This window comes from Rubrivivax benzoatilyticus JA2 = ATCC BAA-35 (assembly GCF_000190375.1).
GTDB lineage: Bacteria > Pseudomonadota > Gammaproteobacteria > Burkholderiales > Burkholderiaceae_C > Rubrivivax > Rubrivivax benzoatilyticus.
Window position 1 is genome coordinate 1 of sequence record NZ_AEWG01000060.1, and the last position, 18,442, is coordinate 18,442.

General features: G+C 72.6%; 10 protein-coding genes. 9 read left to right on the plus strand and 1 reads right to left on the minus strand.

From position 1 onward, the window contains the following. Positions 1–117 precede the first annotated feature (117 nt). From RBXJA2T_RS06265 to RBXJA2T_RS06295, 7 genes are all read left to right on the plus strand, one after another. Positions 118–729, plus strand: coding sequence for a Maf family protein (locus RBXJA2T_RS06265; RefSeq protein ID WP_009856491.1), 612 nt, complete (start codon positions 118–120; stop codon positions 727–729). 71 nt (positions 730–800) lie between these two features. Then, positions 801–2,261 carry a ribonuclease G gene (gene rng, locus RBXJA2T_RS06270; protein ID WP_009856492.1) on the plus strand — a complete coding sequence of 487 codons (1,461 nt, stop codon included), beginning with the start codon at positions 801–803 and terminating at the stop codon, positions 2,259–2,261. A 222-nt stretch (positions 2,262–2,483) separates the two neighbouring features. Next, complete coding sequence (locus RBXJA2T_RS20565) at positions 2,484–3,161, plus strand: PEP-CTERM sorting domain-containing protein (RefSeq protein WP_009856493.1); 678 nt, start codon at positions 2,484–2,486, stop codon at positions 3,159–3,161. A 181-nt stretch (positions 3,162–3,342) separates the two neighbouring features. Further along, positions 3,343–3,579, plus strand: a complete 237-nt coding sequence (locus RBXJA2T_RS06280) for a hypothetical protein (protein WP_009856494.1) — start codon at positions 3,343–3,345, stop codon at positions 3,577–3,579. Positions 3,580–3,583: 4 nt separating this feature from the next. Beyond that, positions 3,584–4,072, plus strand: coding sequence for a YgjP-like metallopeptidase domain-containing protein (locus RBXJA2T_RS06285; protein WP_009856495.1), 489 nt, complete (start codon positions 3,584–3,586; stop codon positions 4,070–4,072). A gap of 40 nt (positions 4,073–4,112) precedes the next feature. Then, positions 4,113–5,534 carry an ATP-dependent RNA helicase DbpA gene (gene dbpA / locus RBXJA2T_RS06290; protein WP_009856496.1) on the plus strand — a complete coding sequence of 474 codons (1,422 nt, stop codon included), beginning with the start codon at positions 4,113–4,115 and terminating at the stop codon, positions 5,532–5,534. Beyond that, positions 5,531–6,778 carry a DEAD/DEAH box helicase gene (locus RBXJA2T_RS06295; RefSeq protein WP_009856497.1) on the plus strand — a complete coding sequence of 416 codons (1,248 nt, stop codon included), beginning with the start codon at positions 5,531–5,533 and terminating at the stop codon, positions 6,776–6,778. The genes dbpA and RBXJA2T_RS06295 overlap by 4 nt, the downstream gene beginning before the upstream one ends. On the opposite strand, the gene RBXJA2T_RS06300 is transcribed toward RBXJA2T_RS06295, so the two are convergent. Continuing rightward, positions 6,779–7,468, minus strand: a complete 690-nt coding sequence (locus RBXJA2T_RS06300) for a hypothetical protein (protein WP_009856498.1) — start codon at positions 7,466–7,468, stop codon at positions 6,779–6,781. A 228-nt stretch (positions 7,469–7,696) separates the two neighbouring features. On the opposite strand from RBXJA2T_RS06300, the gene RBXJA2T_RS06305 reads away from it, so the two are divergent. Both RBXJA2T_RS06305 and RBXJA2T_RS20340 read left to right on the plus strand, forming a co-directional pair. Continuing rightward, entirely contained in the window at positions 7,697–9,382 is a 1,686-nt protein-coding gene (locus RBXJA2T_RS06305; RefSeq protein WP_009856499.1) for a ShlB/FhaC/HecB family hemolysin secretion/activation protein, read from the plus strand. Positions 9,383–9,440: 58 nt separating this feature from the next. Continuing rightward, positions 9,441–18,442 (plus strand): YDG domain-containing protein (locus tag RBXJA2T_RS20340; RefSeq protein ID WP_009856500.1); only part of this gene is annotated, 9,002 nt, incomplete at its 3' end.

Genomic DNA, 18,442 nt, shown 5'->3' on the forward strand with positions numbered 1-18,442 from the left:
CGCGCGCGCGCGCGCGNGNGNGNGNGNGNGNGNGCCTGCGCGCCACGAGCCCTCACCCCAACCCTCTCCCGCGAGCGGGAGAGGGGGCAAGATGGCGGCGCACGACAGCTTTCCACGATGAACACCACCTTCGTCTACCTCGCCTCGCAGAGCCCGCGCCGCGCTCAGTTGCTCGACCAGCTCGGTGTCGCCCACCGCCCGCTGCTGCCGGCGCCCGACGAGGACGCCGAGGCGCTGGAAGCCGAACGCGACGGCGAAGCGCCGGCCGACTACGTGCAGCGTGTGACGCGGGCCAAGCTCGACGCCGCCGTCGCGCGGCTGCACGCGCGTGCGCTGCCGCCGGCGCCCATCCTCTGCGCCGACACGACGGTGGCGCTGGGCCCGCGCATCCTCGGCAAACCGCGCGACGCCGAAGACGCCGCGGCGACGCTGCGTGCGCTGTCGGGCGGCGAACACCACGTCTACACCGCCGTCGCGCTGGCGCACGGCACGCGGCGGCGGCTCGCGCTGTCGGACTCGGTCGTGCGCTTCGCTGCGCTGCCGGAGGCGACGATCGGCCGTTATGTCGCCAGCGGCGAGCCTTTCGGCAAGGCCGGCTCCTACGCCATCCAGGGGCCGATCTCGGCCTGGATCGAACGCGTCGAAGGCAGCTACTCCGGGATCATGGGGCTGCCGCTGTTCGAGACGCGTGCGCTGCTGGCCGAGGCCGGCGTCGCCACCGCGCCCTGAGTGACGGCCAGCGCACGCTGCGCGTAGCCCCGCACACGCGGCGCCCCCGGCGTCTCGTTAGACTGCGCGCCATGGCGACGCAGGACATCCTCATCAACTGGGCACCGCAGGAAACGCGGGTCGCCATCGTCGAGAACGGCGCGGTGCAGGAGCTGCACGTCGAGCGCACGCTCGAGAGAGGGCTGGTCGGCAACGTCTACCTCGGCAAGGTGGCGCGTGTGCTGCCCGGCATGCAGAGCGCGTTCGTCGACATCGGCCTGGAGCGTGCGGCCTTCCTGCACGTGGCCGACCTGTTCGGCCACCCGACGACACGCGGCGACGCGCCGCTGCCGCCGATCGAGCGCCACGTCTTCGAGGGCCAGACGCTGACCGTGCAGGTCATCAAGGACGCCATCGGCACCAAGGGCGCGCGGCTGTCGACGCAGATCTCGATCGCCGGGCGCATGCTGGTCTTCCTGCCGCACGACGACCACATCGGCATCTCGCAGAAGATCGGCGGTCCCGAGCTGCGCGAGCAGCTGCGTTCGCGCATGCAGGCGCTGGTGGGCGCCGACGGCGGCGGCTTCATCCTGCGCACCAACGCCGAGGAGGCGAGCGACGCCGAGCTCGCCGACGACATCGCCTACCTGCGCAAGACCTGGGCGGCGATCCGCCAGCGTGCGCAGAGCAAGCCGCCGGGCACGCTGCTGCACCAGGACCTGAGCCTGGCCGAACGTGTGCTGCGCGACCTGACCACCGACGCCACGCACTCGATCCGCATCGACTCCAAGCTGCAGCACGAGGCGCTGCGTGTCTTCGGCGAGACCTACACGCCGGGCGCGGTCGGCAAGCTCGAGCACTACCGCGGCGAGCGGCCGATCTTCGACCTCTTCGGCATCGAGGAGGAGATCGCCAAGGCGCTGGCGCGGCGCGTCGACCTGAAGAGCGGCGGCTACCTGATCGTCGACCAGACCGAGGCGCTGACGACGGTGGACGTCAACACCGGCGGCTTCGTCGGCGCGCGCAACTTCGAGGACACGATCTTCAAGACCAACCTCGAGGCGGCCGGCGCCATCGCGCGCCAGCTCAGGCTGCGCAACCTCGGCGGGATCATCATCGCCGACTTCATCGACATGACGCGCGAGGACCACCAGCAGGCGGTGCTCGCCGAGCTGCGCAAGCAGCTCGCACGCGACCGCACGCGCACCACGGTCAGCGGCTTCACGCAGCTGGGGCTCGTCGAGATGACGAGGAAGCGCACGCGCGAGAGCCTGGCGCACATGCTGTGCGAACCCTGCCCGACCTGCCAGGGCCGCGGCCAGGTGAAGACCGCGCGCAGCGTCTGCTACGACATCCTGCGCGAGATCCTGCGCGAGGCGCGGCAGTTCAACCCGAAGGAATTCCGCGTCATCGCCAGCGCCGCCGTCGTCGAGATGCTGCTCGACGAGGAGAGCGGCCACATCGCCGGGCTGTCGGAGTTCATCGGCAAGCCGATCTCGCTGTCGGCCGAGGCGACGATGAACCCGGAGCAGTACGACATCGTGCTGATGTAGGGCGGGCGTCTGCCGCCGCTGCGCGCAGCGTCTCTTCCCCTTGTGTTCTAGGCGACTGGTCCTGGCCGGCCTGTCGGCATCCTTGACACCGACCGGTTCGCAGCCTCGGCCCGCGGCCCCGCCGCTGCGGACAAACCCTTGTCACACCGGCGAAATCTGCCGCCCCGAGGTGGAGTGGCATGTCACGTGCTTTTGATGCAGGAAATCACGTTTGACACCGTCATGAACATCTTGCGCTGCACCTTGTCCGCTCTCGCCACCGTCGCCTGCGCTTCCGCGATCGCCGCGCCGGTCACGCCGACCTACGACCGCTTCGGCACGCTGCCGGGTGCCACCTTCGGCGGCAGCGGCATCCCGAACAACGCCGTGGCGGTGAAGGAATTCGAGAACGGCCTGACGCTCGGCCTGACCGCGCATCAGCGTTACGTCGGGCCGAACCTCGCCAACGACGGCGCCGGGACCTTCTTCGCGCCGGACGGGGTGTCGCAACAGTCGCCGTCGCCGGCGAACCCGTATGCGCTGTGGAACTTCGCGTACTACGTCAGCGGCCTGGACACCACCAGCTACTCGGTGCAGCTGCTGATCGACCGCGATCCGGCGGCCGGCACCGACCAGGCGGCGCACATCGGCGGCGCGTTCTCGGCGCTGCCGCTGATCCAGGACTCGTGGAACCTCGGCATGGACTTCCTCGAGGTGGGCAAGGCCTTCGACGCGTTCGCCGCCGGCGAGTACACGTTCGCCCTGGTCGCCTACTCCGCGGCCGGTGCCGAGATGGGCCGCAGCGCGATCCGCGTCGTCGTCGGCGAGCCCGGCAACGACGTGCCGGAACCGGCGACGCTGGCGCTGGCCGGCTTGGCGCTGTTCGGCGTCGCCGCCGCGAACCGCCGCCGCCGTCACTGAGCCGGCTGCCGCAGCGCCCGGCACGCCGGGCGGGCCGAGCCGGCGTTGCCGCTCGGGGCGCGGGCGGATCTTCGGGGCGCATGGGGCGCGACGGCCGCGGGGCCGGTCGTTGTCGTGAACACGGCCCGCTGCGGCTGCGGGCGGCGGACAATCGCCGGCTTTTGCGTCACCCCGCCCCCGCATGAAGACCTACGACATCGAAGTCCAGCGCCTGAAGTCCCTGCGTCACGACAAGGGCCTGATCGAGATCGGCGTCGACGCGCTGGTGCTGCCGCGCCCGGCGCGCGACGAAGGCGCCGCCGGCTCCTGTCTCAGCCTGCCGGTCGACCAGGCGCGGGCGCTTATGCTGCTGCTCAAGCAGCAGTTCGCCGAGCTCGACAAGCTGCAGCCGCGCAGCCGGCGCTCGGGCCGCTGCTGAGCCGGTGTCAGAACTCAAGTATCTGCAGGGCTACCCGCCCGACCTGCTGGCTCAGGTCCAGGCGCTGATCGCCGAAGGCCGGCTGGCCGACTACGTCGCGCGCCGCCACCCCGAGCCTTCGCCGGTGCGCAACGAGCGCGAGCTCTACGACTACGTCTGCGCGCTGAAGTCGCGGTTCATGAAGAGCGCGCCGCCGCTGTCCAAGGTCGTCTTCGACCCCAAGCTGCACGTCGTCAAGAACGCGCTGGGCACGCACACCGCGGTCTCGCGTGTGCAGGGCGGGCGGCTGCAGGCCAAACGCGAGATCCGCATCGCCGCGCTGTTCAAGGAGGCGCCGGCCGACTTCCTGCGCACGATCGCCGTGCACGAGCTCGCGCACCTGAAGGAGCGCGAGCACGACAAGGCCTTCTACGCGCTGTGCCGCCACATGGAGCCCGAGTACCCGACGCTGGAGTTCGAGCTGCGGCTGTGGCTGACGGCACGCGAACTCTGAAATCCCGGCGCCGGCCGGCCCCAGCCTCGACAATCGGGGCATGACCGAATCTCCCGCCGCGCCCGCCGGCCCCGCTTTCTCCACGCTGCCGCTGTCGCCGGCCGTGCTCGCCAACCTGCAGCAGCTGGGCTACGAGTGCATGACGCCGATCCAGGCCGCGGCGCTGCCGCCGGCGCTGGCCGGGCGCGACCTGATCGCCCAGGCCAAGACCGGCAGCGGCAAGACCGCGGCATTCTCGCTGCCGCTGCTGGCCAGGCTGGACGCCAAGCGCTTTGCCACACAGGCGCTGGTGCTCTGCCCGACGCGTGAACTCGCCGAGCAGGTCTCGCAGGAGATCCGCCGCCTGGCGCGCGCCGAAGACAACGTCAAGGTGCTGACGCTGTGCGGCGGCGCCGCGATCCGGCCGCAGCTCGCCAGCCTGGAGCACGGTGCGCACGTCGTCGTCGGCACGCCGGGGCGTGTGCTCGACCACCTGGAGCGCGGCTCGCTGGCGCTGGAGGCGCTGACGACCTTCGTGCTCGACGAAGCCGACCGCATGCTCGACATGGGCTTCGCCGAGGACATCGCCGCCGTCGCGCGTCACTGCCCGCCGCCGAGCAAGCGCCAGACGCTGCTGTTCTCGGCCACCTATCCGGACGACGTCGCCAAGCTCGCCGCGCGCTACCTGCGCGACCCGCAGGAAGTGCGTCTGGCCGAAACCCACGCCGCCAGCCAGATCGTCGAACGTTTCTACGAAGTGACGGAGAGCCAGCGCCTGCACGCCGTCGGCCTGCTGCTGCAGCGTTTCCGCCCCGAGAGCACGCTGGCCTTCTGCAACACCAAGCAGCAGTGCCGCGACCTGGTGGCGGTGCTGCAGGCGCAAGGCATCGTCGCGCTGGAGCTGCACGGCGACCTGGAGCAGCGCGACCGCGACCAGGTGCTGGTGCGCTTCGCCCATCGCAGCGCCAGCGTGCTGGTGGCCACCGACGTCGCCGCGCGCGGGCTGGACATCAGCAAGCTCGAGGCGGTGATCAACGTCGACATCACGCCCGAGCCCGAGGTGCACACCCACCGCATCGGCCGCACCGGGCGCGCCGGCGAGAGCGGGCTGGTGTTCAACCTCGCCAGCCTCGACGAGATGGGGCGTGTCGGCCGCATCGACGAGATGCAGGGCCGGCAGAGCGTCTGGCATCCGCTGGCCGAACTGGAAGCGGAACTGGCCAAGGCCGGGCCGCAGCCGCCGCTGCTGCCGCCGATGGTGACGCTGCAGATCCTCGGCGGCCGCAAGGAGAAGATCCGCCGCGGCGACGTGCTGGGCGCGCTGACCAAGGACCTGGGGCTGGAGGCGGCGGCGGTCGGCAAGATCGACGTCAACGACTTCTCGACCTACGTCTCGGTGCGCCGCGACCTCGCCGAGCAGGCGCTGCGCGGCCTGGCGCGCGGCAAGGTCAAGGGCCGCACCGTCAAGGCGCGGCGGCTGTGAGCGCGGGCTTCGCCGCCCTCGGGCTGACGCCGGCGCTGCAGCGCGCCTGCGCCGAGCTCGGTTTCAGCATTCCGACGCCGGTGCAGCAGCAGGCCATCCCGCCGGCGCTCGACGGCCAGGACCTCGTCGCGCGCGCGCCCACCGGCTCGGGCAAGACCGCGGCCTACGCGCTGGCGATGCTGCATCGCTTCGACATCACGCCGCGCGAGAGCCGGCGCGTCACGCGCGCGCTGCTGCTGGTGCCGACGCGCGAACTCGCGGTGCAGGCCGGCCAGACGCTGCGTGCGATGGCGCGCGAGATGGCCGAGCCGGTGAAGGTCGCCGTCGTCTTCGGCGGCGTCTCGGTGAACCCGCAGATGATGGGCCTGCGCGGCGGCGCCGAAGTCGTCGTCGCGACGCCGGGCCGGCTGCTGGACCTGGTCGAACGCAACGCCCTGAAGCTCGGCGAGGTGCAGCTGCTGGTGCTCGACGAAGCCGACCGCCTGCTCGACGACGGTTTTGCCGACGAGCTGGAGCGAGTGCTGGCGCTGCTGCCGGCCGAGCGCCAGCAGCTGCTGTTCTCGGCGACTTTCCCGGCGCCGGTGCAGGCGCTGGCCACGCGCTTGCTGCACGCGCCGGTGCAGGTGGCGGTGGACGCCGCGCCCGAGGCCGGCGGCCCCGAGATCGAGCAGCACGCGGTCGAGGTCGACACCGCGCAGCGCACGCCGCTGCTGCGCCGGCTGCTGGCCACGCACGACTGGCCGCGGGTGCTGGTCTTCGTCGCCACGCGCCACGCCAGCGAGATGGTCGCTGCCAAGCTGCAGCGCGCCGGCATCGCCGCCGCGGCGCTGCACGGCGAGCTGAGCCAGGGCGCGCGCGCACGGGTGCTGGCCGAGCTGGCGCACGGCAGGCTGCGTGTCGTGCTCGCCACCGACCTGGCGGCGCGCGGGCTGCACATTCCGGCGCTGGCCGCTGTCGTCAACTACGACCTGCCGCGTTCGGCCGCCGACTACACGCACCGCATCGGCCGCACCGCGCGTGCCGGTGCCCGCGGCGAAGCCTGGAGCTTCGTCACCGCGGCCAGCGAGGCGCATTTCCGCCTCATCGAGAAGCGCCAGGGCCGGCGTGTCGAACGCGAGCGTCTCGACGGTTTCGAGCCCACCGAGACCGCCCCGGCCGCGCCCGCCGGCCACGGCGGCGTCAAGGGCCGGCGCAAGAGCCGCAAGGACAAGCTGCGCGAGGCAGCCGCCGCGCGCCAGGCCTGATCAGCGGCGCAGCAGCGCCTTCGCGGCGTCGATGCGCTGCGCCAGCGGCGCCGCGGCGTCGCGCATCACCGACAGCAGGAAACGTTCGGCTTCGCGTTCGGGTGCCGTGCGCGGCTCGGGCGCGCCCGGCGCCGTGGTCGCATCCGGCGGCGCCAGCGTGCGCAAGGCGGCGGCCAGTTCATCGGCCGTGATCGGGCGCAGCGGCGCCAGCAGCGCGGCCTGGGCGTCGGCGCCCGGCGGCAGGTCCAGCCAAGGGGTCTCGGTGAACAGCGGCGCGAGGTCGGGCGAGACCAGCGCCGCCCAGCGTTCGGGACCGACCTCGGTGCCGGGCAGGGCCGGCGGCGCGGCCTCGGGCGCCGGCCAGCAGCGCAGCCGGGCCGCGGGCAGTTCGTCGAGCCAGCGCCGGCGCAGGCCGTCGACCAGTGCGCTCGCCGTCGCGGCATCCACGGGCTGCTGCAGCGCGAACCAGAGCTGCAGGCCGTCGCGCCCCGACAGCACGATGGCCGGCGCCGGCAGCCCGAGTTCGTTCTGAACGCCGGCCCAGACCGCGCCGAGCAGTGCCGCGTCGACCGGGGCCACGAGTTCCAGCACCGCGCTGCGCACGCGGCCGGACGCGTCGGCCCAGGCGCCCGGCTCGCCCGGCGCGGCGCAGAGATGGAGGCGGAGGAGTTCGGTGTGCAGTCGGTTCATGGTGTCGTCGGCCGTGACTGTAGGCCATCGGCGGCGACGGCCTGCCGCGGGTGTGCACGCCCGACGCATCCCTTCGGTGGACTACGGGTTAATGCTAAAGGTGCGATTTATGGCCGCATTTCTCGTGACGCACCGAGACGCTTCAACTTAAGCTTTCCCTGATTCCCGGGCTTGACAGTGGCCGTCGCTGCTGACCCGGGTTTACTCTGGGTTCAGGGAGCCGAGTCGATGAACAACAAGACCTTGGGCGCCGTGGCTGCGGCCGCGCTGCTGGCCTGCGGCGCGCCGCAGGCGCAGACCCCGCCCGATGCCGGCACCCTGCTGCGTGATGCAGAGCGTGCGGCACCGCCGCCGCCACCGCCGCCGCCGACCACGGCCGCCCCCGCGGCCACCCCCGATGCGGCGCCCGGTGCCCGGGTCCAGGTGCTCGGCTTCCGCCTGCGCGGCGTGACGCTGTTGCCGGAGGCCGAGCTGCAGGTCCGGCTGGCGCCCTTCGTCGGCCAGCCGGCGAGCCTGGCCGACCTGCGCCGTGCCACCGACACCGTGGCCCGCGCCTACCAGGACGCCGGCTACCTCGTGCGGGCCTTCCTGCCCGAGCAGGAGCTGCGCGACGGCGTCGTCACGATCGCGGTGCTCGAGGGCCGCCTGTCGGGCGTGCGTGTCGAGCAGGCGCCGCCGGGGCGCAACGTCGGCGAGCCGCGTGTGCTCGGCACGATGACGGCGCGCCAGAAGATCGGCGCGCCGGTGCGCGCCGACGAGGTGCAGCGCGCCATCGGCCTGCTCGACTCGCTGCCCGGCGTGCAGGCCAGCTCGGTGCTCGAACCCGGCGACCAGCCCGGCGAGACGCGCCTGGTGGTCGCGGTCGCCGACGAGCCGATGTTCGGCGGCCGGCTGCAGCTCGACAACGCCGGCACCCGGGCCAGCGGCGAGTGGCGCAGCACCGGCGCGCTGGAGATCAACAGCCCGCTGCGCTTCGGCGACCAGCTGCAGTTCTTCGCCAGCCACAGCGCCGGCTCGGACTACGGCAGCGCCGGCTACAACGCGCCGGTCGGCTACGACGGCTGGCGTGCCAGCGCCACCGTGTCGCGCCTGGCCTACGGCTACGACCTGAACAACACGCGCTACAGCGGCGGCGCGACGGCCTGGGCGGCGGCGGCGAACTACCCGCTGCTGCGCCGTGCCGGCGCTTCGCTGAGCCTGAGCTTGGCCTACGACCGCAAGGCCTTCGACAACGCCATCGCCGGCATCCAGCTCAGCGACAAGACCGTCGCCACGCGCACGCTGGCGCTGGGCGGCGACGCCGTCGACGGATGGCTGGGCGGCGGCGTCACCCAGTTCTCGCTGTCGCTGGCCTTCGGCCGGCTGGACCTCGGCGGCAATGCCGCCGACCTCGCGGCCGACCAGTCCGCCGGCGGCCCCGACCGCGACGGCAGATTCCGCACGCTGGGCTGGACGCTGACCCGGCTGCAGCGCCTGAGCGCCGCCGACACGCTGCAGCTGTCGCTGTCGGGCCAGCGCGCCAACCGCAACCTCGACTCGTCGCAGAAGTTCGGCGCCACCGGCACCTCGGCCGTGCGTGCGTACTCCAGCTCCGAGCCGTCGGCCGACGAGGGCCAGCTGGCCAGCCTCGAGTGGCGCCGCCTGGTGACGCCCGAGCTGACGCTGTCGCTGTTCCACGACCACGCCTGGCTGCGCCGCGACCGCGAGCGCAACGCCGCGACGCTGGACCCCAACCGCTACACGCTGTCCGGCAACGGCGTGGCCGCCAGCTGGAGCGGCCCGCAGCAGGTGCTGCTGCGCGCGGCGCTGTCGTGGCGCAACGGCCGCAACCCGGTCCGCAGCGCCGAAGGCGACGACGGCGACGGCACCCGTCGCGATCCGCGCCTCTTCGTCTCCTTCGTCAAGGCCTTCTGAGCCTGTCGAACCGCGTGCGGGTGCCCGCCCGCCGCCCCGCATCTTCTCGGAGTACCTCATGAACCACGGTCCCGGCGCCCTGAATCGCATCTATCGACTCGTCTGGAACGACAGCACCGGGGCCTGCGTCGCGGTCGCCGAAGGCACACGCTCGCGCGGCAAACGCAGCCGCGGCGTCGCCGGCGTCGTGCTCGGCGCCGGGCTGGTGCTCGGGCAGACGGCGGCCTGGGCGGCGCCGCCGGCGGCCAACGCGCTGCCGCAGGGCGGCCAAGTCGTCAGCGGCCAGGCGGCACTGCAGCAGCAGGGTGCGCGGCTGGACATCACGCAGGCCAGCCAGCGTGCGGCGATCAACTGGCTGAGCTTCGACGTCGGCAGCCAGGCGCTGGTGCAGATCCAGCAGCCGAACGCGCAGGCGGTGCTGCTCAACCGCGTCACCGGTGCCGACCCGTCGGCCATCCATGGGCGCCTCAGCGCCAACGGCCAGGTGCTGCTCGTCAACCCGAACGGCATCGTCTTCGGCCGCGGCTCGCGCGTCGACGTTGGCGGGCTGGTCGCCAGCACGCTGGACATCGCCGACGCCGACTTCGCCGCCGGCCGGCTGAAGTTCACGCGCGGGGACGGCGCCGGCAGCGTCGTCAACCAGGGCACGATCAACACCGCCGCCGGCGGTTACGCGGCGCTGCTGGCGCCCGAGGTCATCAACGAAGGCGTGGTCAGCGCGCGTCTGGGCACGGTGGCGCTGGCCGCCGGCGACGCGGTGACGCTGGACGTCGCCGGCAGCGAGCTGCTGGGCGTCAAGGTCGACCCGGCGACGGTGGCCGCGCTGGTCGAGAACCGCCAGCTCGTGCAGGCCGAAGGCGGCCGCGTGATCCTCAGCGCCGGTGCCGCGCAGCGATTGCGCGAGCAGGCGGTGGCCGGCGGCGGCGGTGCTGACGCGCTGGTCGACGACGGCGGCACGCTGCGTCTGGTGACGGCCGGCGGCCGCATCGAGGCCGGCAGCGGCCGCGTGCAGATCGAGGGCTCGAGGGTCGAGGTCGACGGCCGCGTGGCCGCCGCCGGCGGCCGCATCGACGTGCAGGCCGACTACCTGGGCCAGGGCGGTGTGCTCGACGTCAGCGCCGGCAGCGGCCGCGGTGGGCGCATCGGCGTCGATGCCGGCACCGTCGTGCAGACAGCGTCGGCGGTGCTGAAGGCCGACGGCGCCCAGGGCGGCGAGCTGCGTGTCACGGCCGAAGACCGCCTGTACGGTTCGGCGAGCTTCAGTGCCGTCGGCCTGGCCGGCCGCGGCGGCGACATCGCTGTCACCGCCGACAGCCTGCAGCTGCGCGCCGCGACGCTGGACGCCAGCGGCCGCGACGGCGGTGGCCGCATCCGCGTCGGCGGCGGCTTCCAGGGCGGCGACGCCGACCTGGCGAACGCCCGCGAGCTCGGCGTCAACGGCACGACGGTGCTGCGTGCCGATGCCACCCGCAGCGGCGACGGCGGCCAGATCGTGCTGTGGTCGGACGACAGCACGGTCTACGGCGGGCGCCTCAGCGCGCGCGGCGGCGCCGGCGGAGGCAACGGCGGCAGCGCCGAGGTCTCGGGCAAGCAGGACCTGGTCTTCGGCGGCACGGCCGATCTCGCCGCGCCCAAGGGCCGCGCCGGCCGGCTGCTGCTGGACCCGCGCAACATCATCGTCGACAACGCCGGCAACTCGATCGCCTCGCTGTCGCTGGACGACCCGACGGCGGCCGCCGACAACGGCTTTGGCACGTTCACGAAGGTGCTGTCCAACGGCAACGTCGTCATCAGCGCGCCGCTGGCCGACACCGGCGGCAGCGCCGACACCGGCGCCGTCTACCTGTTCGACGCCAGCACCGGCGCGCTGCTGTCCAACCTGCGCGGCGCCGGCGCCGGCGACCGCGCCGGCAGTGGCGGCATCCAGGTGCTGTCCAGCGAGAACTACCTGGTGCTGAGCCCGCGCTACGGCACGGTGAACAACGTCAACACCTTCAGCACCAGCACGGCCGACTCCAACGCCGTGCCCGGTGCCAGCGCCTACGCGATCCAGCTGGCCACCAGCGCGTCGGCCGGCGCCATCACCTGGCAGAGCAAGGCCGGCAGCGGCAGCGCGACGATCGGCAGCGGCAACAGCCTGGTCGGCAGCACCGCCAACATCGACAGCGTCACGCGCTACGGCTACAGCGGCAACACGATCAACAACCTCGGCGCGGTCACGGTCACTGCCGACGACCGCCTCGGCAACCTCACCACCTACGACATCTGGGGCGGTGTCGCGACGGCGGGCACGACGACGATCACCGAGTTGGCCAACGGCAACGTCATCGTCGCGGCGCCCAACTGGTACAACGGCCGCGGCGCCGCCGCCTGGATCAACGGCAGCACCGGCGCGCTGGCCAACGGCGCGGCCGGCGGCACGGTGTCGGCCAGCACGGCCCTCGTCGGCAGCACGCCCATTCGCAGCCAGGCGCTGGTGGACACCGACAGCGGCGGCAAGAAGCTCTACGTGCTCGGCGTCGACCTGAGCCTGCCCTACACCTACACCCAGGGCCCGACCAACCGCCGCACCGCGCCTCCGGGCGGCGCCGGCGACGCGGTCGGCCAGAGCATCACCGCGCTGCCCGACGGCGGCTACGTCGTCAGCAGCCCGACCTGGACGAATGGCGGCAGCGCCTATGCCGGCGCCGTGACCCACGGCGCGGCCGGCGGCAGCGTCGGCACCGTCTCCTCGGCCAACAGCCTGGTCGGCAGCCACGCCTACGACTTCGTCGGCAGCGGCGGCATCAGCGTCGTCGGCAACGGCGACTACCTCGTCGCCAGCCCGTACTGGAGCGACAGCGGCAATGCCGCCGCCGGCCGCTACCTGGAGAACGCGCCCAACGGCGCGGTGACCTGGGTCGACGGCGGAACCGGCTACGTCTACGGCGGCAGCAGCACCGGCGCGACGCTGGACAGCAGCAACAGCCTGACCGGCACTGCCGGCTCGGCGCTGGGTGCGCTCGACAGCTCCAGCGTGTCGCCGTACACGAGCTACGACTACACGTCGACCTACGTGCTGACGACGACGCAGGGCACGCGCACGCAGGCCGTCGGCGACGGCATCGTCGAGCTGGCCAACGGCAACTACCTCGTGCACAACCGCGGCTGGAGCAGCGGCAAGGGCGCCGTGACCTTCGGCGACGGCAGCCTCGGCGTCGCCGGCGTGGTGTCGGCGGTCAACAGCCTGGTCGGCGGCGCCTCGGCCGATTTCCAGTCCAGCAGCGTCGTCGAGCTGTCCGGCAGCCGCTACCTGGTCGTCACGCCCTACGCCGACCTCGGCGCCATCGACGGCGGTGCCGTCACCTGGGGCTCGGGCACGAGCGGCATCGTCGGCGCGCTGTCCACCGGCAGCAGCCTGTACGGCAGCCACGCCGGCGACCGCGTCGGCCTCGGCGGCGCGTTGCCGGTGGGCACGCTCGACGCCGACGGCCTGCGGGCGAACGCGATCGTGCTCAGCCCGCACTGGGGCAACCGCAGCGCCGCCACTTCCACCGTCGCCTACGGCGCGGTGAGCTGGATCGACGGCAGCACCGGCCACGCCCGCGGCGAGGCCGGCAACGGCGCCGCCGTGGCGGCGGCCAACAGCCTGGTCGGCAGCCACGACGGCGACTACGTCGGCAGCATCCACCTGAGCGATTCGCGCGCCACCTCCTCGGTCGGCAACGGCAGCAACCTGCTGCAGGTGCTGGGCGCCTGGGACGCGCAGCTCACGGCCAGCGTCGACGTGCTGGCCAACGGCGACTACCTCGTGCGCAGCCCCGGCTGGGACGGCGGCAAGGGCGCGGTCAGCTGGGGCGCGGGCGCCAGCGGCACGGCCGGCGCGGTGGCTTCGTCGAACAGCCTCGTCGGCAGCGTCGCCGACGTCGTCAGCACCAGCACGGCGACACAGACGCGTGCCGGCATGAGCTTCACCGACACGACCTACCACCTGACGACGACCGGCGACCACGTCGGCCTGCTCGGCTTCGCGCTGGACAACGGCAATTTCCTGGCGATCAGCCCGCTGTGGAACGGCGGCCGCGGCGCCGTCACCTGGATCGGCAGCGGCCAGCGCACCGGCACGGTGTCGTCGGCCAACAGCCTGGTCGGCAGCACGCCCGACACCTACGCCGACGCCAACCAGAGCAGCATCACCAGCGTCGGCGACCGCCTGGGCACGATGCCCAACGACAACTGGGTGGTGCCCGTCGTCAGCGAGACGACGAGCGGCGGCAACACCTACACGACGACCTCGCAGCGCCTCGTGGGACCGTACAACTTCGCGACCGCCAACGTGGTGAAGACCGAGAGCTGGTACGCCAGCGGCGGCAACGTGACGCTGGGCCGCAGCTACTATGTCGGCAACGGGCCGCAGAACCTCTCGCTGGTCAGCGAATGGGACTTCCTGACGACCGGCTTCCGCTACAACGGCACGCCGATCGTGCACGAGCTGGCCAACGGCAACGTGCTCGTCGCCAGCCCGGGCTGGAACAACACCGGCGCGGCGCAGGCCGGCGCGATCAGCTGGATCAACGGCAGCACCGGTGCGCTCGCCGGCGGTGGCAGCGGCGCTGCGGTCTCGGCGTCCAACAGCCTGGTCGGCAGCCACGCCGGCGACGTGCTGGGTTACCGCCTGCCGATCGACGGCGTGGCCGAACTGAGCAACGGCCACTTCATCCTGCTGAACCCGCAGTGGCACGACGAGCGCGGCGCCGCCACCTGGGGCAGCGGCACGGCCGGTGTCATCGGCACCTTGTCTTCGGCCAACAGCCTGGTCGGCAGCACCGGCTCGGGCAGCCTGGGCTTCACGGTGCCGCAGGACTACGCCTACCGCGTCGTCGGCGAGTCCGATCTCAACTACGACTGGGTCGACCGCACGTCCGACCACACTGGCGACCGCGTCGGTGATGGCGGCGTCACGGTGCTCGCCGACGGCAACGCCGTCGTCGGCTCGCCGCTGTGGAACCAGAGCAGCGCCTGGACGCAGGTCGACCGCCCCGACTCGCTCGGCGCCGCGACCTGGATCAACGGCAGCAACGGCCAGCTCAAGACCGGCGCGGCCGGCGGCACGATCAGCGCCGCCAACAGCCTGGTCGGCAGCCAGCACGGCGACGCCGTCGGCTACAACGCCTGGGTCGACCCGAACACGGGCCTGCACTACGTCACCTACGGCATCACCGCGCTGGACGGGGGCGCCTACGTCGTCGCCAGCCCGTGGTGGAACAACGGCGGCGTTGCCGAAGTCGGCGCGGTGACACACGTCGCCGCCGGCGGCATGGTCGGCAGCGTCGGCACGTCCAACAGCCTGGTCGGCGGCACGGCCGGCGACCACCTCGGCCGCACGCTGTCGAGCGTCGACTGGTACACCTACGGCGCCCAGATCGACCGCGGCGTCATCGTCGTCGAGTCCGGCGGCCAGAAGAACTACCTGGTGCGCAGCACCGACTGGACCAACACCTACAGCGGAGGCGCGGCTGCCGGCGCGGTGACCTGGGTCGACGGCAGCACCGGCCGCGCCTACAGCGAGAGCGCCAAGGGCGCGATGGTGTCCGAGCGCAACAGCCTGGTCGGCAACAGCGCCGCCGACGGCGTGGGCACGCAGTTCATCGTGCTGACGCGCGAGGTCTCGGGCCAGCAGGTCGCCAGCGGCGACGTGCTGGTGCTCAGCAACCTCACCGACTGCGGCGAAGCCGGTGCCGGCGCGATCACGCTGGTGTCGGGCGCGCATGGCGCGTCGGGCCCGGTGAGCTGGCGCAACAGCGTCATTGGCCTGGCCGCGGCGGACGACGGCCTGTCCACGTCGGGCTTCGACGGCTGGAGCTACAGCAGCGACGTGCGTGCGACGCTGCTGCCCAGCCTCGTCAGCTCCGCCGAGCAGGTCGCGTGGCGGCCGCTGGTCTGGGTGAATCCCAACGCCGGCTCCGGCGCCAACGCCAGCCGGGCGCTGGCGCTGACGCTGCTGGCCGACAACAACGCCGCGCCGGTCAGCACCGACCAGATCAACGGCAGCGGCGGCAACGCCAACTGGGCGGGCAGCCTGTATGCCGGCAACGGCAGCGGCTTCACCGGCATCGGCGGCAGCGCCGGGCTGCTGGCGTTCTCGACGAACACCGGCCAGGACGCCGTCATCACGCCGCAGGCCATCACCGCGATGCTCGACGCCGGCACGGCGGTCACGCTGCAGGCCAGCAACGACATCACCGTGCTGCGCGACATCGTCGCCAGCGCCGGCGGCCACGGCGGCGACCTGACGCTCGAAGCCGGGCGCTCGGTGCATCTGCGCGCCGACATCGTCACCGACAACGGCGACTTCAACGTCATCGCCAACCAGAGCGTGGCCAACGGCGTCGTCGACGCCGACTGCAGCGCCTGCACGGCCGTCATCAGCCAGGCCGCCGGCACCTCGATCGACGCCGGCAGCGGCAACGTCTCGATGCGGCTGCTCAACGGCGACGACAAGACGTATTCGGATGCCGGCAACATGAGGCTGTCGTCGGTCGACGGGGCCCGGATCCTGCTTTCCAACGCCGGGTTGAGCTCGGGCGGACAGGGCCGCGGAATGCGGTTCAACGACGGGGCGGTGATCGGCGACGCCGCCGGCACCGAAAGCGTGGAACTGCGCGTCCGGGGCACCAGTGCCAACGGTGGCGCCCTGGTGCTGGCCGCCGACACGCAGATCCAGGGCTACGACAGCTTGACGGTCGCGGCCTCCGACGACAGCCTGGCGGTGACGCTGGGCGGCGCATCAAGCACCGGCCTGGCGCTGACCGCCGCCGAGATGGGCGCCGCGATCCAGCAGAGCAGCGGCTTCGACGTCATCCAGTTCGGCAGCAACGATCAGGGCGGCGTCACGACGCTGGGCGCGCTGGACTTCACCCAGGCCTCGATGCTGCGCGGCGCGAGCACGCTGGATGCCAACCTGCGCCTGTCCGGCGGGGCCGGCGGCATCGTGGTAGGCAGCACGCTGAAGTCGGGCGTCGCCGATGGCCGCCAGCTCGAGCTCTTCACCTACGACGGCACGATCACGCTGGGTGCCAGCTCGGCGATCACCGCCAGCACCGGCAACCTGCGCTTCAGCAGCTTCGGCGGCGGCGTCACGCAGGCCTCCGGCAGCACGATCAACGCGGCGGCGATGCGTTTCGGCGGCGACGCCACGGCCGTGCTCACCGCCGGCGACAACACCATCGGCAACCTGGCCGGCAACTTCGGCAGCCTGGACATCAAGACCACCAGCAGCACCGCGGTGCATGCCGACGGCCTGGCCGCTGACCATGGCCTCAGGCTGCAGGCCAGCGGCGCCAGCAGCGACATCACGCTCGCCGGCACCGTCGCCAACGGCAGCGGCGACCTGGTGCTGGCTGCCGGTCGCCACTTCGTCAACAACACCGCCGTCGACACCGGTCTCGACGCCGGCACCGGCCGCTATCTCGTCTACTCGACCAGCCCCAGCGGCACGACCGAGGGCATGACGGGCTACGACAAGCACTATGCCCAGAGCTACAGCGCCGGCAGCACGCCGGCCTACGCGGCCAGCGGCGACTGGTTCCTCTACAGCGTCTCGCCGACGCTGACGGTCAGCGCCGGCAGCGGCAGCAGCGTCGTCTACGGCAGCGGCGCGTCGACGCCGGCGGTGTCCATCACCGGCTTCATCGACGACGACACCGTCGCCAGCGCGACGACCGGCTCGCTGGACACCAGCCTGTCGAGCTACACCGCCAGCGGCGCCGGCTACATCCCGGTGGGCAGCTACACGCTGGCGCTCAACGGCCAGGGCACGTTCACGAGCAGCCTGGGCTACACGATCAGCGTGACGACGGGTTCGAGCACGCTGACCGTCACGCCCAAGGCGATCAACGTCAGCGGTCTGAGCGCCAACGACAAGGTCTACGACGGCACGACGGCCACCACCGTCAGCGGCACGGCGGCGATCGTCGGCGGCGGCAGCGCCAGCGGCGACGGCAAGTACCTGAGCAACGACGTGGTCTCGCTGTCCGGCACCGCCTCCGGCGCCTTTGCCGACCGCCATGTCGGCGACAACAAGTCGGTCACGCTGTCGGGCCTGACGCTCGGCGGTGCCGACGCCGGCAACTACACGATCAGCACCGACTCGGTGACCGCCGACATCACGCCGAAGACGCTGACCGTCAGCGGCCTGAGCGTGGCGTCGAGCAAGGTCTACGACGGTTCGACCACGGCCACCGTCAGCGGCAGCGGCAGCCTGCTGGCCGCGCAGGCCGCAGGCAGCGGCAGCACCGGCGACGGCCGGGCCTACAGCGGTGACACGATCTCGCTGTCCGGCACCGCCACCGGCAGCTACAACGACGCCACGGTCGCCGGTGCCAGCACCGTCAGCTTCGGCGGCCTGACGCTCAGCGGCGCCGAGGCCGGCAACTACGTGCTGGCCCTGGGCAGCCAGGCGGCGACGATCACGCCCAAGGCGCTGACCGTCACCGGCCTGACGGCGCAGAACAAGGTCTACGACGCGACGACGACCGCCAGCTTCGGCGGCACGGCGGCGCTGTCCGGTGTCGTCGGCAGCGACGCGGTGTCGCTCACCGGCACGCTGGCGGCCAGCTTCGGCACCGCCGATGCCGGCACGAACAAGAGCATCACGACCAGCGGCCTGTCGCTCACCGGCGCGGCGGCCGGCAACTACTCGCTGACCGCGCTGACGGCCCAGGCCGACATCACGGCGCGCACGCTGGACGTCACGGCGCTCGACCGCTCCAAGACCTACGGCGATGCCGACCCGACGCTGGGCTTCAGCGTCGGCGGCCTGGGCCTGGTCGGCGGCGACAGCGCGGCCGACGTCTTCGCCGGGCTGCTGAACACCGTCACCGGGGCCTCGGCCACGGCCGGCACGCATGCGATCACCCAGGGCTCGCTGGCCGTGGCCGACGGCAACTACCAGCTCGGCACGTTCACTGCCGGCACGCTGACGGTGGCCAAGGCACAGCTGGACGTGACGGCGGGCGACCGCAGCAAGGTCTACGGCGCGGCCGACCCGACGCTGGGCTACACGGTGGATGCCGCCGACCT

What these genes read in the sequence shown, in the direction of transcription:
- RBXJA2T_RS06265 (WP_009856491.1), top strand. Translation starts at nt 118, where the DNA reads ATGAACACCACCTTCGTCTACCTCGCCTCGCAGAGCCCGCGCCGCGCT.
- rng (WP_009856492.1), top strand. Translation starts at nt 801, where the DNA reads ATGGCGACGCAGGACATCCTCATCAACTGGGCACCGCAGGAAACGCGG.
- RBXJA2T_RS20565 (WP_009856493.1), top strand. Translation starts at nt 2,484, where the DNA reads ATGAACATCTTGCGCTGCACCTTGTCCGCTCTCGCCACCGTCGCCTGC.
- RBXJA2T_RS06280 (WP_009856494.1), top strand. Translation starts at nt 3,343, where the DNA reads ATGAAGACCTACGACATCGAAGTCCAGCGCCTGAAGTCCCTGCGTCAC.
- dbpA (WP_009856496.1), top strand. Translation starts at nt 4,113, where the DNA reads ATGACCGAATCTCCCGCCGCGCCCGCCGGCCCCGCTTTCTCCACGCTG.
- RBXJA2T_RS06300 (WP_009856498.1), bottom strand. Translation starts at nt 7,468, where the DNA reads ATGAACCGACTGCACACCGAACTCCTCCGCCTCCATCTCTGCGCCGCG.
- RBXJA2T_RS06305 (WP_009856499.1), top strand. Translation starts at nt 7,697, where the DNA reads ATGAACAACAAGACCTTGGGCGCCGTGGCTGCGGCCGCGCTGCTGGCC.